Raw genomic sequence first — 15,359 nt, forward strand, 5'->3', positions numbered from 1 at the left:
CCTCAAGCGTTCGGGGTGACGGTGACCCGGAGCCGCCGGGGCCGGGTGATCGCGCTCCATTCGCGGAGCGGCGGCCCGGGCCGGCCCGCCGCGGTCCGGTCGGCGAGCAGGTCGGCGGCGTTCTCCAGCACGGCGTTGGCGATGTGCACGCCGGTGCACACGCGCGGGCCGGAACCGTAGGGGATGTAGGCGTGCGGGTCGTGCACGTCGTCCCCGAGCCACCGCGCCGGATCGAACCGGGCGGGGTCGTCGCGCCACCAGCGCGAGTCGGTGTGCAGCATGAGCGGGCTGACGAACACCGAGGTCCCGGCCGGGACGGTCACGTCGCCGAAGCCGGCGTCCTCGACCAGGTTCCGGCTGGTCAGCGACACCGCCGGGTAGAGCCGGAGGGTCTCCTTGACCACGGCCGAGGCCCACACGGCGCGGTCGGTCCCGGCGGGCCGGGCCGGGTCGTGCGCGGCGTGCGCGGCGAGCAGCCAGCCGAGGCCGCTTCCGCCCACCGCGTAGAGGTTGCCGAGGTTGATCGACAGGGTCTGGGCGATCTCCACATCGTCGAAGACCGGGCCGTCGTCGTCCCTGGCGTCGGCGAGCAGGTCGAGCATGTCGAGGGCGGGGTCGCCCTCCCGGCGTTCGGCGCGCCGCCCCGCCACGCGGGCGGTGAGCGCGTCGATCCAGAGGTCGTTGGCGCGCAGGCGCCGCCGGGTCCGCAGCGACATCCACGGCGGCAGCGTGACGGCGGCGGCACCCTCGTCGAGCATGAGCCGCGCGGCCGGGAAGAGCCTGGCGCGGAGCCCGTCGTCCATATCGTGGACGAACACACGGTCGGCGGCGAGGAGCGCGGCCCGCTCGCAGTCGGGCAGGCGCACGGGCCGGTCGCCCGCGGCGTCCAGGAAGTCGCCGAGGCGACCGCGGATGAGCGGCGCCGTGCGCTCGGCGATGTCGCGGCCGAGGCGGTGCCACTGGGCTGTGCGACGGGCGGCCATCCACCGCTCGACGCGGCCGCGGATGAGGGGTCGGCGCTGGAACCGCGGCGGCAGCGGTGGGGCGTCGACGCGGGTGTCGCGATTCGTGCGGGCCAGGGTCCAATGGGCCCAGGCGGGCCGGGCGACGAGGACCTTGCCCGCGGCGAAGGCGAACACGTCGCCGTACTCGCGGCGGAGGCGGTTGAGACTCGCGAGCGGGTCGCGGTCGAAGTCGTCGGGCGGCAGGCCGAACGGCCGCGGCGCCGGTCCAGGCGGGGGCGGTCCCGGTCGCCGGGGCGTGATCGCGGTCGGCGCATGCGCCGTGCCGGCGTCGCGGCCGTCGGTGTCCACTGCTATTCCATGTAGTACAGCGAGTACCAGCTGCGGGTGGCGGTCTTGCCGCCGACCACCCGGGCCGCGAGCGCCTTTGCGAGACTGCGCATGTTCCCTCCAACGTGTTCCAGCGGCGGTTCGCCGCCGCTTCTTCCTGACCTCAAGTCCACCAGGACATCCCGATGGAGACCAGGCGGAACGAAGGCAGAAGACCGGCGGGTCCGGCACGGCGTCGTCTGCGGCCCGGGCGGTCACCCGGCGTCGGGGCGGACGTAGATCAGCGCCACATTGCCACGTGGGAAGGACCTCACGTCGACCAGCTTCAGCCTGGTGAACGAGGTGAACAGCGGACCACCGGCGCCGTACGCGACCGGCCCGACCATCAGGTGGTACTCGTCGACGAGGTCCGCCGCGACTACCGACTGCGTGAACCGGACACCGCCGTGCACCATGATCGGACCGGCCCCCCGCCCCTTCAGATCGCCGATCTCGGCGGCCAGGTCACCGGAGCAGACGGTCGTGGCGTCCCACGGGGTCTCGATCGGCCGGCGGGAGAAGACGGCCTTCGGGATCCGGTTCATCGCGTCCGCCTCGGGCCCGGTCCGGTACGGCCAGTAGCCCGCCATGTCCCCGTACGTCTTCGAGCCCATCGCGTGCACACCGGCCCGGCCGAGCAGGTCGCCCATGTAGGCGATGAATTCCTCGTCCTCGTCGTACTCGACGAGGACGTCCTCCGGCACGCCGGGCGCCACTGCGCCGTAGCCGTCGAGGGACAGACTGTGCCGGAGCACCACTGAGTTCGCATCCATTCCTGTGAGACCGGCGCCGGCGGTGGAATTCATCGTTGCGACGGAGATTCACGAGGCCGATGGCCGCAACTCCGGCAGCCGAATCCTTGAGGAGCAACCCCTGGGGCGTGGACGCCTTCAGGACTGCGTCTCCAGCTTCTTGTGGATGAACATCCTGACGTCGTGCGGGCAGTCCTCACGCTGGGACAGGCGCAGCGCGCGGTTTCCCGGAGCCGCGCGTTCATGGATGACGATCGCCTCGGCGATGGCGTGCTTGGTCGCCGATGTCGCGGCCGGCCACAATCGCACCTCCAGCCAGGTCGCGAAATCGGGGGACCGGTCCAGGACGGAGCGGATCAGGCTCGCGGTCCTTCGCCGGTTCGGCGTCCCGAGCCCGGCGCAGTCCCATCCGGTGAGCACGGACTCCACGGTCGGTCGTATGTCCTCGAAAGGCAGTCGAATCAGACCGATCTTCCTGACCGAGGTGGACCAGCGGGCGAAGCTCGTGGATGCCTCTGACGCCGATTCACCGGGCCAGAAGGGGCGCGGCTCGGTGTTCAGCCGTATGACGGGAGCGGCCGTGCCCGTCACGATCTCTTTGACGAGTTCAGGATCGAGTGGATGTGATTCATCGATGTGGAACACCAAGGACAGGAGCGCCTTGACGAGGTTCGTGTGCTCACCCGAGTCGAGTGCGGCCTTCAGTCGGCTGGTGGCGGCCGCGGTGAGGAGGTCGCTGAGAGGGGTCTCGGCGCCGTCTGCGTCGGGCGTGAGACCTGACAGGAGCGTGCCCGGAGTGGCGTCGGGGTCGGCGAGGATGTTCGCCAGCTTGATCGCGACATCGGTGTGCGGGGTTCGGAGCAGAGCGCAACGCCATGCGGTGATCGCGACGTCCGGCTCCTGGTCCGTCCGATCGGCTTCCTCCAGGCCGCGTAGCGCGGCGGAGGCGTTGTCGCCCTTCAGGATCTGGTTCGAGAGCCAGGCCCGCGCCTGCTGGTCCATGTGTGCGATCCTCCCTTCGAACCGGGCACGCCGCAGCATCTCGTCGCCTCCGGCGGCGGGGAGCATTGTTCGGAACCGTTCCCGTTGCCGGAACAGGAACTCCACCGGTGCGGTTCGCAGCCAGCTTCCGATCGGACTGAGCCGGACGGCGGTCCAATCGCCGTTCGGCTTCTCGCCGCTTTGCAGCGGATGCATCTCCCGGTCGGCCCTGTAGAACGAGTCCAGCAGCTCCTCGTGGAGGTCGACGTCCGCCCCCGCGAGCTGGATCAGCGCGGTCGAGACCTGCCTGGGATCAGCGCTGGTGTGCGGAATGAACGCTTCGATGAGCGCCTGCCTGTCCTCCTTCGGCAGAACGCCGCTGATCTGCTTGGCGAGCGCCAGCGCCTTCCCGATGGCGCTGCGGCCGGCGTCCCCGGGGATGTCTCCCAGTGCCGTGCCGACCTCCGAAGGAAAGTCGTCGGCGACGAACTTCGCCGTGTTGGTCCAGCGTTTCGGAAAGGCGACCGGTGCGTCCGAGAGCACCAGTGACATGAGTCGGTCTCTGGTGCCGTCGTCTCGGCAGAGCTCGCGGACCAGCCGGATCTGCATCGCGTCCCAGGGGTCGGGCAGTTCGGTCTCCAGGAGAACGGTCCAGTCGCCCCAGCCGAATCGCTCGCAGACGCCGGGGTCGTCCATGCACCAGCGGAGCAGCTCGACCCCCTCCGCGGACCCGATATCGGGAGGACTCGCCGAGAGCATCGGTTCGGCTAGCACCGCGATGAGACTCGGCTCGGCCGCTCGGCTTTGCAATGCGGCCGTGAGCAGCTCGCGTTGTCCACGCGGACCGAGCTGTTCGTAGCGCTCGCAGAGGAGGCCGAACAGGGCCGGGTCCATTTCGACCTTGCAAAGGTATTCGACAAGGTAATACGGCACGTTGACCCATGTGTCCATCGGGATCCCGGGACGGATGTCCTCGATGAGATCGAGCGCGGTCGCCAACCGGTCGCGCTGCTGCTCGGGGGGCAGGTGGAGGAGCAGCGTGCCGATCGCCCGGGAGATGTCGATGAGATACCGATCATCGTGGCTGGTGAGGAACCAGATGCAGATGGTCAGGGCCGCTTCGGCGCAATCCGGGTGCGCGTCTGTGAGGAGCCCCGCCATGGACCGCATCAGCACATCGTCTCGTCCGGCGATCTGCGCGAAGACCGCTTCGAGGCGCTCCGGGACGCCGCGTGTGGAGGCCGACAGCAGGTGGTACTGCGACCCCAGAGGCGAGTCGATCGGGACGTACTGGAGCAGCTCCTCGTGGAGGCTCTCCGGGGTCTCCTGCAGCAGCATCAGGTGGAGCGCGATCGGCCACATGCGAGAGCTCGCGTCATCGAGTTCGGAACGGAGGAGGACGAGTCTCGCGTCCTCGGCCCGCTGGGCGAGGAGGACCGCGATCGCGAACTCGGCGAAGGTCTGGTGGAAGAACTCGTAGCGTCCCCCACGGTCGAGCACTACGCCGTCGCTGACCAGCGCCCCTATGTCGGCGTCCCAGCCGTCGAGTGCGACGGCCAGCGTCAGGCGATCCGGGTTAAGGTCGAGCACGAGTTCGGCGAGCGCGAAGGCGGCTCCTTCCTGCCGCTTCGAGCGCGAAGTCCTCATGTTGTGACGGTCGCGGGCGATCCGCTGAATCCAGTAGGCCTCATAGAGACCGGTGATGGTGAGGTCGGCCGGCAGGCGGCCCTTGTCGGAGAAGAGGCGGCATGCCATCGCGAGCCGGAGGGGGACCGCGCAGATCCGCTTGATCGTGCGGGCCCTAGCCGGGTCCGACAGCGAACCGATGAAGCGTTCCCGTTGCGGGAGGGGTAGGTCGAGTTCCGAGACATACCGTTCGGCCCATTCCACGATCTCGTCCTCGGAGAGGTCCGGCATCGTGATGAGGGCGGGCGGTTCGCCGTCGTGCCAGGGGGCGCCAAGGTCCGGTGTGAACAGCTCGCTGTACTCGCGCTTGCGGCAGGTCGCGAAGAGCCGGGCGTGCCGGGCGCACCGGCGGAGCAGCTCGCGGAGCGCGTGGGCGGTGTGCTCGGTGGCGACCACGTCCAAGGTGTCGATGAGGAGATGCACCGAGCCGTGCTTGTCGCGGAGGCGCTCCAGGGCCTTGACGATGCCCGACTCCGGCTCGGGCACGGCGGCGGCGCGAGCGAAGGCCGCGTCCGCCCCTCGCACCTCGGTCAGGTCCTCGGTGGAGCCGATGCGGCCGCAGGCCACGGCCACGACGGCTCCGCCGCCCGGTCGCCGGGGTTCTACCAGCTTCTCGGCCGCCTGCTTGAGGAGGATGCTCTTGCCGAGGCCCCCTTCGCCGATCGCGAAGACGATGCGGCCGGTGCCCTCGTCCCAGTCGGGGACCCTATCCCGCACCAGGCCGAGCCGGTCGACGATCGGAAGGGCGAAGGACTGGATGGAGTCCAGTCCGCCGAGGAAGTGCCGCCCGGGACCGGGGGCCGGCCTCTGCCCGGGCTGCTTCAGCAGTTCGTCCTTCTCGCCCCGGGCCGCCCAGTACAGGGCGTCCCAGTCGGTTCCGGGCATCCGGACCCGGTTCGACCGGAGCAGTGCCCTCATCTTCTGCCAGGTCGGCAGCTTGGGCACGGTCTTGCCTTTCTTCGTGTCCGACCACGTGCCCCTGGAGACGCCGCTCAGAACTGCGGCGCCGCGCTCGCCGTGGTCGATGCGGGCCAGGGCCGCGCCGATCGCCGTCCTGAACGCGCGCTGCGCGGCATCCGGGGGATGCTCGGCCATCGGACCTCCGGGGGAGCGTGGATGTCCGGGCCGGATGTCCGGGCCGGACATCGTCGTTTCGCTGACGATGATCGCCTTCTATGGTAAGGACCCCGCGCGGCGCTGTCCGGACCTGTGCGGACGATCGAGGATAATGTGGATACCACCGGAAAACCTGGATGCTGGCAGCATGAACGCTCGATCGAACTCGCAGACTGCGAGCTTGGCGACGGGAATCCGTCCGGTCCGGGTCTTCATCGTGGCGCAGGAGTGGAGCTCCGCGCACGGGGGCCTGGCCACGATGAACCGGTCGCTGAGCATCGCCCTCGCCGCAGCGGGCGCGTCCGTCGTCTGCCTGATGCCCGAGGTGCGCCCGGAGGACTACGAGGACGCCGCGGTGCACGGTGTCATCCTGATCGAGGCCCGGGCGGTCCCCGGAGGCACCGCGAAGCAGGCCATGCTCCGCAAGCCGGTGCTGCCCCACGGCTGGCGGCCGGACCTGGTCATCGGGCACGGCCGAGTGACCGGACCCGAGGCGCTGGGCCTCACCCAGGACTGCTTCGGCGAGGCCAAGCGGATCCAGGTCGTCCATGTCGCCCCGGACGAGATCGAATGGTGGAAGGAGGGCCGGACCGATGATGCCGGGGTGCGGGCGGAGGCGCGCACGGAGCTTGAACTCGACCTCGCCGCCAGTGCGTACCGGACCGTGGCCGTGGGTCCGCTCCTTCATGCCCGGATGCGCCGCGACCTCTCTGTGCACGACGGCGTCCCCGAACCCGTGCGGCTGGACCCGGGGTTCGACGACGCCGATCTCGGCGTCGCGCGGACGCCGCCTCCGGGCGGGCCGGATCAAGTGCTGCTCATGGGCAGGATCGAGGACTACGAGATCAAGGGGGTCGGACTCGCCGCGCAGGCGCTCGCCCACGCGATGCGGCTGCGCGGCCCCGCCGCCCCGAAGATCGAACTGCTCGTGCGCGGCGCCCCGCCCGGCGAGAGCGCGGCATTGCGTGAGCGCCTCATCGCCGAACTCGGCGATGCGGCCGTGCAGGTGACGGTGCGGCCCTTCACCACCGACCAGTCCGCGCTGCGGCACGACCTGCTGCGGGCGAGCCTGCTCCTCATGCCCTCGTCGGCCGAGGGCTACGGCCTGGTCGGCCTGGAAGGGATCACGGCCGGCACTCCGGTCCTTCTCAGCAGCCAGAGCGGACTGGGCCAATCGCTGAGCGGGGTGGTCTATCCCGCGGGAGCGGCGGGTCCGGTCGTCCCGGTGACGTCCGACCTGACCGAGGACGCCGACCGGTGGGGCCACCGGATCGCCGCCGTGCTCGAAGACCGGGACGCCGCGTTCAGGAGGGCCGATTGGCTGAAGCGCGAACTCGCTGCGAAGTGGACGTGGAAGAGCGCCGCCGAGGACCTCCTCTCCCTCTGATGCGACAGGCGGTCGAGGGGAGCGCGGCACCGGTCCGCGGCAGTAGCATTGGAGGGCCGACGCGACTCGGAGGAACCCCATGCAGCCCGATGGAGCACGACCGCGACCTGCGGCGACCGCCTTCGAGAACGAGTTCCGCGGCGAGGTCCGCCATATCGTCCAGATCGGACATGTCAACGAGTTCCGTTTAGCGTCCGGTGGCAAGGGCTCCGATGCGGCGCCGATCCGCGTGGGCACCGTGCCGGGGCTTGTGGCGGCCCGGCAGCATCGGCGGCTCGACGAACGGCTCTCGGAAACCTTGGGCGGCAAGGCGAACTGCCTGATCCTCTCCGGCATGGGCGGCGCCGGTAAGACCCAGGCCGCCGCGGCCTACGCCCACGACCGATGGCGCAGCGGCGCGGTCGACCTCCTCGTCTGGGTGAACGCGGCCTCCCGCGACGCGGTCATCGCGGCCTACGCTCAGGCCGCGGCCGAGGTCGGGGAAGCCGTCACGGACGAGATCGAGGCGAACGCCGCCAAGTTCCATGCCTGGCTCGACCGGCCCCTCGGACGCCGCTGGCTCGTGGTCCTCGACGACTTGCGAGATCCGGTCGACCTCAATGGCCTCTGGCCTCCGCCGAACCCGGACGGGCGCGCCGTGGTCACCACCCGCCGCCGCGACGCGGCGCTCGACGGCGCCGGACGCGACCGCGTCACCGCCGACCTGTTCACCGAGTCCGAGAGCCTCGCGTTCCTCCGCAAGCGCCTCGGCGGCGACGCCGCGCGCCTCGGCGGCGCCGGCGAGCTGGCCGCGGATCTCGGCCACCTCCCGCTGGCGCTCGCGCAGGCCGCCGCGTTCGTCCTCGACCAGCCGGGTATGACCTGCGACGAATATCGCGGCCTGCTCGCCGACCGCTCGATCGCGCTGGCGCACCTGCGACCCGAATCGCTGCCCGACGGCCACGACCGGGCGGTCGCCGCGGCGTGGTCGCTGTCGATCGGACTCGCCGACTCGTCGCGGCCGACCGGCGCCGCTACGAAACTCCTGCGGATGTTGAGCCTCCTCGACCCCAACGGGATTCCGGTCGCCGCCGTGCGTTCATCCACAGTGGATGTGATGACGGCGCGGCGGCTGCTCGGGCGGCTGCGGCAGATGAGCCTCATCGAGTACGACGGCGACGTGATCCGCGTCCACGCCCTGGTCCAGCGTGCGGTCTACGACGAGACCCCCGCGAGCGAGCGGGCCGAGGCCGCCCTCGCCGCGGCGGACGGCGTCCTCGAAGCCTGGCCCGTTCCCGAACGGATCTCCGCGCTCACCGCGATGCTGCGCTCGAACGTCGCCTACCTGTGGCGCAGCGCGGAACCGGAACTGCTCGGCGACGGCGTCCACGAACTGCTCTTCCGGGCGGGCGACAGCCTCGGCGACCACGGCCGCACCGAACAGGCCCGGGCCTACTTCGAACGGCTCGGCGACGCCGCCACGGCGGTCCTCGGCGGCGCGCACGCTGACGTCATGAGGGCACGGGCGCGGATCGCCCACTGGCAGAAGGAGTCCGGAGACATCGTAGGAGCGTTCAGAACACTGGCCGAGCTGCTGCCGTCATGCAGCGCGGCCCTCGGGCCGACGCACCCGCTCACGTTCGAGATCCGCATCGGCCTGGCACTGCGCGCAGGCGAATCCGGCGACGAGCACGGCGCCGCCCGCGCCCTCGAAGCAGTGGTCGCGGAGCAACGCGGCCTCCTCGGGCCGGACCACCCCGGCACCCTGGAGGCCCGCTTCGGGCTCGCGCGGTGGCGCGGCCGGGCCGGGGACCGGGCGTACGTGATCGACGTGCTCCGGAGGCTGGAAGCGGAGCACCGCGACAAGCTCGGCCCCGACGATCCGAGCACTTTGGCCGTCCGCTCCAGCCTCGCCCGCTGGCTCGGTCGGACCGGCGACCTCGCGGCAGCCGTCGACGGATACGAGCGCCTGCTCGCCGACCGGACCCGCGTCTTCGGCGCCCGCCACCCCGGCACCCTCAACGCCCGCTACCACCTCGCCACCTGGACGGGCAGGTCCGGGCGGCGGACCGAAGCCGTCGCCATGCTGGAGCGGCTGGTGCCCGACATCGCGGTGGTCCACGGCCCGTCGCACGCCAGAACACTCCGCGCCCGCGCCAGCCTCGCCTGCTGGTACGGCGAATGCGGTGAACCGCGCCGGGCCTGGACCGCGCTGGCCGAACTCGTCCCGATCCAGACCGAGGTGCTGGGCCCCGAGCACCCCTACACCTTCAAGTCCCGCCACAACATCGGCCGCTTCCAGAAGCAGGCCGGCGACCGGGACGCCGCTCATGCCACATTGGAAGCGCTCATCGAGGACCGCCGCCGCGTCCTCGGCGACGACCACCCCACTGTCCGGTCGACCCAGAAGGACCTTGACTCCCTCAGCGCGGGAGAGGAACCCGCGGCGGCGGTCGACGCTTTCCTGCGCGATCGCTGAGCCGTTCGGGTGAGATCGCCCCGGCGGCGACGTTCCCGGCCCCGGACGAGTCCAGCTTCGTCAACGGCGCCGTGGCTCAGCGGAGGGGACGGTAGAACTCGCGCAGGTCCTGCACGAGGAGGTCGGGGGCCTCCATGGCCGCGAAGTGCCCGCCGCGGTCGAACTCGGACCAGTGGACGATCCGGTGCGAGCGTTCGAGGAGCCCGCGGACCGCCGGGTCGGTCGGGAAGACGGCGACGCCGGTGGGCACGTCCGAGCGCGGGGCCGCGGGCTCGTCGCGGACGGCCCGGTACTGGTGCGCCGAGGTCGCGCCGGTGCCGGTGAGCCAGTACAGGGTGACGTTCGTGAGCAGCTGGTCGACGTCGACGGCGTGCTCGGGCAGCCGTGCCGCGGGGTCGGTCCAGTCGTGGAACTTGTCGACGGCCCACGCGAGCTGCCCGACGGGGGAGTCGTTGAGCGCGTAGGCGAGCGTCTGCGGCTTCGTGGACTGGAGGTCGGCGTACCCGGTGCCGTGGCGCACCAGGTCCCGCACCGATTCGAGCCGGGCGCGCTCGTCGGCCGCGAGCGACGCGAGGCCGGGGTCGTCCGGCGGCGGGAGTTCGAGGCCGCCGTTGATGTGGACGCCGACGACCCGGTCGGGGGCGAGGCGCCCGAGGGCCGGGGAGACCTTCGAGCCGGTGTCGCCGCCGTGCGCGCCGAACCGGTCGTAGCCGAGCCGGTCCATGAGCGCGAGCCAGGCGCGGGCGATGCGGGCGTGGTCCCAGTCGGGCGCGGACAGCGGGGTGGAGAACGCGAACCCGGGCAGGGACGGGGCGACGACGTGGAACGCGTCGGCGGAGTCGCCGCCGTGGGCGCGCGGGTCGGTGAGCGGGCCGAGGATCTTCGTGAACTCGACGACCGATCCGGGCCAGCCGTGGGTGATCACGAGCGGGAGCGCGTCGGGCTCGGGCGAGCGCACGTGCAGGAAGTGGATGCGCTGGCCGTCGATCTCGGTGAGGCCCTGGGGGAACGCGTTCAGGGACGCTTCGTGGGTCCGCCAGTCGTAGTCGTGGAGCCAGTGGTCGGCGAGGCGGCGCAGGTACAGGACCGGGACGCCGCTCGCCCAGCCCGGTTCGGGACTGGCGGCGGGCCAGCGCGTCAGGCGCAGGCGGTCGTGCAGGTCGTCGAGCGCGGCCTGCGGGACGTCGATGCGGAATGCGGCGATCGATTCCATTGGCGGTGCTCCCCTCCGGGCCTCGGCAAGCGGATTCGGCGTTCCCCGAACGCGGTCTCGGTTCCATTCTCCATGCCGCGCAGGTGCTCGAAGGCCTGCAGCGGTCAGTGAGCGTCGGCGGCGGCTCCGGGTGCGGCGATCGAGCCGCGGGCTCGGAGGGGCATCGGGACGCGCTCGACCCCGGCCGCGGCTGCCGCGGGGGCGAGCAGGGCATCGATGGCCCTCCGTCCGAGCTCGTAGTGGGGGAGGGCGACCGTGGTGAGGCCGGGCCGGAGCCAGCCCGCGAGCTGGTGGTCGTCGAAGGAGACCACCGAGAAGTCTTGGGGCACGCGGAATCCGGCTTCCTGGATCGCCTGGTACGCGCCGAGGGCCAGGCGGTCGTTGAAGCAGAGGATCGCCCCGTCGGCGACCCCCGACCGCAGGAGCGCCGCGGTCGCCCGCCAGCCGTCCTCGGGCAGCCAGATGCCGCACCGCCGGCCGCTCGCGGGTTCGAGTCCGGCGCAGCCGAGTTCCTGGAGGATGCCCTCCAGGCGCTCCCGTCCGGCGATGGTCAGCGGCGGGACGTCGTCGAGCGTGGGGCCGGCGCCGATGAGGTGGATCTTGCGGTGGCCGGCGTCGAGGAGCGCGCGCGCGGCGGCGCGGCCCGCGCCGATCTCGTCGGGTATGACGACGGGGACCTGGGCCCGGGGCTCGGCGGGGACGGTGTTGAGGAACACGAGGGGGCGGCCGACTCCACTGGGGACGGGCCGCTCGCGGGTGAACATGGAGGCGATGACGATCCCGTCGACCTGCCGGTCCACCATGGCCTGGATGAGGCGGGCCTGTTCGTCCTCGGACCCTTCGGACTCGCCGATGAAGAGCATGTGGTCGTGCCGGCGCGCGCCTTCGAGCGCGCCCTTGATCATGTCGCCCGCGAGCTGGGACGTCGCCACCGTGTCGGAGATGAAGCCGAAGGTGCGGCTGAGGCCGGTCCGGAGGACCTGCGACGCCGCGTTGGGGCGGTACGCCAGCTCGGCGGCGACCTGGCGCACCCGCTGCTGGACGGGTTCGGAGATCCGCAGCTCGTCGCCGCGGTCCGACAGGACCAGCGATGCCGTCGTGCGGGACACGCCCGCGGCCTTGGCGACGTCGGCGAGGGTGACTCGCTTCTGGTGCACGTGAGGTCCTTCCGTACGCCGGGGTCTCCGGGGAGTTGACAAACACAGCTCCGTCTCGCAGTATAGGCGTTGCTAACTCGGTTTAGCTCGACGGCGGCGCCCTCCGCCGATCCCTCTGGATGAAAGGGGACAACGATGTCTCGCATCAGGAAGACCCGTCGGCGCGCCCTGGCCGTCTCGGGCGTCGCCTTCTCGGCCGCCATAGCACTCGCCGCCTGCGCCCCTCCCGGGAGCGACGGCGCCGACGACGCCTCGACCCGGCTGACCGGCGACCCGACCTGTGGCGAGGACGCGGTCGTGCTCGACGCGTACTTCGAGACCGGATTCCCCCTCCCCGGGGCGCTCGCCGAGGAGTTCACGCGCCAGTACCCGAACGTCACCTTCGACATCCGCGAAGACCAGTTCGCCGTCATCACGCAGAACGCGCCGCGGACCCTCCAGGACTCCCCGCCGGACCTCATGCGGCTGCCGCAGATGTCCGAACTCGCCTCCGACGGGCTCCTCCTCGACCTGGACCCGTACGCGGAGGCGTTCGGCTGGGACGCATGGCCCGCCTCGCAGCTTGAGCAGATGCGCGTCGACGAGGACGGGAGCCGCGGCGACGGCCCGCTCTACGCGATGGGCCTCGGCTACTCGATGACCGGCGTGTTCTACAACAAGGAGCTCGCGGCGCAGATCGGGATGACCGAGCCCCCGGCGACGCTCGCGGAGCTCGACGGCTACCTCGCCGCCGCGCGCGACGCCGGCATCACGCCCGTCTCGCAGTTCAACGGCGGCGCCACCGGGGGCCTCGCCTTCCCGCTCCAGGCGCTCATGGCCTCGTACGGCGACACGGCCGCCGTCAACGACTGGATCTACCAGAAGCCCGGCGCCGACATCGACACGCCCGAGAATCTCGCCGCCGCCGAGCACCTCGCCGGGTGGATCGACGAAGGCTACTTCGCGGACGACGTCAACTCGATCGACTACGCGCAGATGATGAGCCGGTTCATCGACGGCGAGTCGCTGTTCATGTTCAATGGGGACTGGGAGTCGGGCAACCTCGACGCGCAGATGCCCGGCGGCGCCGGCTTCTTCCTGATGCCCCCGATCGAGGCGGGCGGCGCGATCGGCGCCATGTCCGCTCCGGCCACCTACGGGATCGCCGCCACCGCCGAGCACGCCGAGTGCGCCGCGTTCTTCCTGAACTGGGCGGCGACCGATGAGGAAGCGCGGACCATCGAGGTCGAGACCGGCGGCTCGCACCCGATGGGCCCCGCCGACGGCTTCATGCCCGAGGTCGCCGAAGGCTCCGTCACCGCCGCGACGCTCGCAGCGGGCGCGGCCATCAGCGAAGCGGACGGGGCGATGGACTTCATCGCCAACGCCACCGGTGCGATCTACGCCCAGAGCTGGACCCCCAACCTCCAGAAGCTGGTCGCAGGAGAGCAGACGCCCGCGGGCCTGCTCGAATCGGTGCAGGCCGACTACGAATCGCAGGTCGGAGACTAGATGTCCACGCCCGCGTCCACCGCGCCGACGCCCGGACTCGGCGGCGCCGCCCGTTCGCGCCCGCCCGTTCCGGGCCGGCGCGCCCGGCGCCGTCGCACGGGCGGCCATCTGCTCGCCTACGCGCTGGTCGCCCCGGCCGCCCTCTTCTACGCGTTCTTCGTGCTCCGGCCCATCGTCGCCTCGGCGCAGTACTCGTTCTACGACTGGAACGGCGTCACGACGGCGACCTGGGCGGGCTTCGACAACTACGTCGCGGTGCTGAGCGAGCCCAAGCTCGTGGGCGCGATCCTGAACGCGTTCGAACTCATCCTGTACTTCAGCATCGTCCCCGTCGGGATCGCGCTCTTCGCCGCCAACCTCATCAGGTCCATCGCCGCGAGCCGGCTGGCGGCCGCCGCGCGGACCGTGCTGTTCATCCCGCAGGTGATCCCGCTGGTCGCCGCCGGCATCATCTGGAGCTGGCAGCTGTCGAGCGACGGCCTCGTCAACCAGGTCCTGCGGGCCGCGGGACTGGACGCCGTCACCCGGGCGTGGCTGGGGGACTTCGACACCGCCCTTCCGGCGGTGGGGGTCATCGGCGCGTGGGTGCAGACGGGCCTGTGCCTGGTGCTCATCCTCGCGGGCATGACGAGGATCGACGCGTCGCTCTACGAGGCGGCGCGCATCGACGGGGCGGGGCCCGTGCGCGAGTTCTTCTCGATCACGCTTCCCGGTGTGCGCCAGGAGATCGCCGTGTGCGTCACGGTCACCGTCATCTCCGCGCTCGCCAGCTTCGACATCATCTACGTCGCCACGCAGGGCGGACCGGGCGACAGCACCCTCGTGCCGGGCCTCCAGATCTTCTACCTCGCCTTCTTCGAGCGCGAGATCGGCACGGCCTCCGCGTTCAGCATCGTCCTGATGGCGCTGGTGATCGCCGTCGTCCTGCCGCTCCAGCGCCTCCTGCGGGGGCGCGAGTCATGATCGTGTCCCGTCGGGAGAAGATCATCGGACGCGTCATCCTCGTCGTCCTGATGCTGGTCACGGTGCTGCCCTTCGCCAGCATCTTCGTCACCGCCCTGCACGAACCGGGCAGCTACCCGCGGGGCATCGAATGGCCGGAGACCCCGCACTGGGAGAACTTCGCCCTCGCCTTCCAGTCGGCGGACATGTTCCGCCTGCTCGGCTCCAGCGTCCTCATCGAACTGGGCGTCGTCCCCGCCGCGGTGCTCCTGGCGACCCTCGCCGGGTTCGGCCTCGGGCACCTCAGGCCGCCCGGCGCCCGGGCCCTGTTCGTCGTGTTCATCCTCGGCCTGACGCTCCCCTTCGAAGGGATCATCACGCCGCTGTACTTCCAGATCCGCGACCTCGGGATCCTGAACACCCGGTGGGCGATCATCCTGCCGCTGATCGGCCTGTTCATGCCGTTCGCGGTCATCTGGATGCGCGCGAACTTCGCGACGATCCCGAAGGAGCTGTCGGAAGCGGCGCGCGTCGACGGGGCCACCACGTGGCACCTGTTCTGGCGCATCCACATCCCGCTGTCGGTCCCGGCGATCTCGTCGCTCGCCATCCTGCTGTTCCTGTGGACGTGGAACCAGTTCCTCCTCGCGATCGTCCTCGTGGCCGACCCGGCCCAGCGGACCATGGCGGGGGCCCTGGGCGCCTTCCAAGGCCGGTACGGCACGGACATCCCGCTGCTGTGCGCCGGGTCGCTGCTGATCCTGACGCCGACGCTGATCGTGTTCCTGGTCTTCCAGCGCAAGTTCGTCTCGGCCCTGCTCCAAGGGTCGCTGAAGGGATGACCG

The 15,359-nt window shown here is 71.2% G+C and carries 10 protein-coding genes; 5 read left to right on the forward strand and 5 right to left on the reverse strand.

Features of this window, described 5'->3' with window-relative positions; all coding sequences use genetic code 11:
- Positions 1–2: 2 nt before the first annotated feature.
- The 3 genes from WA640_RS24415 to WA640_RS24425 all read right to left on the reverse strand — a co-directional run bounded on the left by WA640_RS24415 (position 3) and on the right by WA640_RS24425 (position 5,845).
- Positions 3–1,313 carry a cytochrome P450 gene (locus WA640_RS24415; RefSeq protein ID WP_335991268.1) on the reverse strand — a complete coding sequence of 437 codons (1,311 nt, stop codon included), beginning with the start codon at positions 1,311–1,313 and terminating at the stop codon, positions 3–5.
- A 233-nt stretch (positions 1,314–1,546) separates the two neighbouring features.
- The gene (locus WA640_RS24420; protein ID WP_335991269.1) at positions 1,547–2,086 is read right to left on the reverse strand and encodes a dihydrofolate reductase family protein; all 540 of its coding nucleotides are present in this window, start codon (positions 2,084–2,086) and stop codon (positions 1,547–1,549) included.
- Positions 2,087–2,221: 135 nt separating this feature from the next.
- Positions 2,222–5,845, reverse strand: coding sequence for an NACHT domain-containing protein (locus tag WA640_RS24425; protein WP_335991270.1), 3,624 nt, complete (start codon positions 5,843–5,845; stop codon positions 2,222–2,224).
- Between the two features lie 202 nt (positions 5,846–6,047).
- Here WA640_RS24425 and WA640_RS24430 point away from each other — a divergent pair, with 202 nt between their 5' ends.
- Together WA640_RS24430 and fxsT are read left to right on the forward strand one after the other, a co-directional pair.
- The gene (locus tag WA640_RS24430) at positions 6,048–7,253 is read left to right on the forward strand and encodes a glycosyltransferase family 4 protein (protein WP_335991271.1); all 1,206 of its coding nucleotides are present in this window, start codon (positions 6,048–6,050) and stop codon (positions 7,251–7,253) included.
- A 79-nt stretch (positions 7,254–7,332) separates the two neighbouring features.
- Positions 7,333–9,711: an FxSxx-COOH system tetratricopeptide repeat protein gene (gene fxsT, locus WA640_RS24435; RefSeq protein ID WP_335991272.1), complete on the forward strand. Its 2,379-nt coding sequence runs from the start codon at positions 7,333–7,335 to the stop codon at positions 9,709–9,711.
- Positions 9,712–9,787: 76 nt separating this feature from the next.
- Here fxsT and WA640_RS24440 read toward each other — a convergent pair whose 3' ends face one another.
- Positions 9,788–10,924 (reverse strand): epoxide hydrolase family protein, encoded by a 1,137-nt coding sequence (locus tag WA640_RS24440; protein WP_335991273.1) that lies wholly within the window; start codon positions 10,922–10,924, stop codon positions 9,788–9,790.
- 104 nt (positions 10,925–11,028) lie between these two features.
- Positions 11,029–12,081 (reverse strand): LacI family DNA-binding transcriptional regulator, encoded by a 1,053-nt coding sequence (locus WA640_RS24445; RefSeq protein WP_335991275.1) that lies wholly within the window; start codon positions 12,079–12,081, stop codon positions 11,029–11,031.
- Between the two features lie 135 nt (positions 12,082–12,216).
- Between WA640_RS24445 and WA640_RS24450 the strand changes: the two genes are divergently transcribed.
- From WA640_RS24450 to WA640_RS24460, 3 genes are read left to right on the forward strand one after another with little or no spacing between them, the layout of a single operon-like run.
- Positions 12,217–13,572 (forward strand): ABC transporter substrate-binding protein, encoded by a 1,356-nt coding sequence (locus tag WA640_RS24450; protein ID WP_335991277.1) that lies wholly within the window; start codon positions 12,217–12,219, stop codon positions 13,570–13,572.
- Positions 13,573–14,535: a carbohydrate ABC transporter permease gene (locus WA640_RS24455; RefSeq protein ID WP_335991278.1), complete on the forward strand. Its 963-nt coding sequence runs from the start codon at positions 13,573–13,575 to the stop codon at positions 14,533–14,535.
- Complete coding sequence (locus WA640_RS24460) at positions 14,532–15,356, forward strand: carbohydrate ABC transporter permease (RefSeq protein ID WP_335991280.1); 825 nt, start codon at positions 14,532–14,534, stop codon at positions 15,354–15,356. Before WA640_RS24455 ends, WA640_RS24460 begins: the two co-directional genes overlap by 4 nt.
- Positions 15,357–15,359 lie beyond the last annotated feature (3 nt).

The organism is Glycomyces sp. MUSA5-2 (genome assembly GCF_037034145.1).
GTDB classification, from domain to species: Bacteria; Actinomycetota; Actinomycetes; order Mycobacteriales; family Micromonosporaceae; genus Glycomyces; species Glycomyces artemisiae.

What these genes read in the sequence shown, in the direction of transcription:
- WA640_RS24460 (WP_335991280.1), top strand. Translation starts at nt 14,532, where the DNA reads ATGATCGTGTCCCGTCGGGAGAAGATCATCGGACGCGTCATCCTCGTC.
- WA640_RS24455 (WP_335991278.1), top strand. Translation starts at nt 13,573, where the DNA reads ATGTCCACGCCCGCGTCCACCGCGCCGACGCCCGGACTCGGCGGCGCC.
- WA640_RS24450 (WP_335991277.1), top strand. Translation starts at nt 12,217, where the DNA reads ATGTCTCGCATCAGGAAGACCCGTCGGCGCGCCCTGGCCGTCTCGGGC.
- WA640_RS24440 (WP_335991273.1), bottom strand. Translation starts at nt 10,924, where the DNA reads ATGGAATCGATCGCCGCATTCCGCATCGACGTCCCGCAGGCCGCGCTC.
- WA640_RS24425 (WP_335991270.1), bottom strand. Translation starts at nt 5,845, where the DNA reads ATGGCCGAGCATCCCCCGGATGCCGCGCAGCGCGCGTTCAGGACGGCG.
- fxsT (WP_335991272.1), top strand. Translation starts at nt 7,333, where the DNA reads ATGCAGCCCGATGGAGCACGACCGCGACCTGCGGCGACCGCCTTCGAG.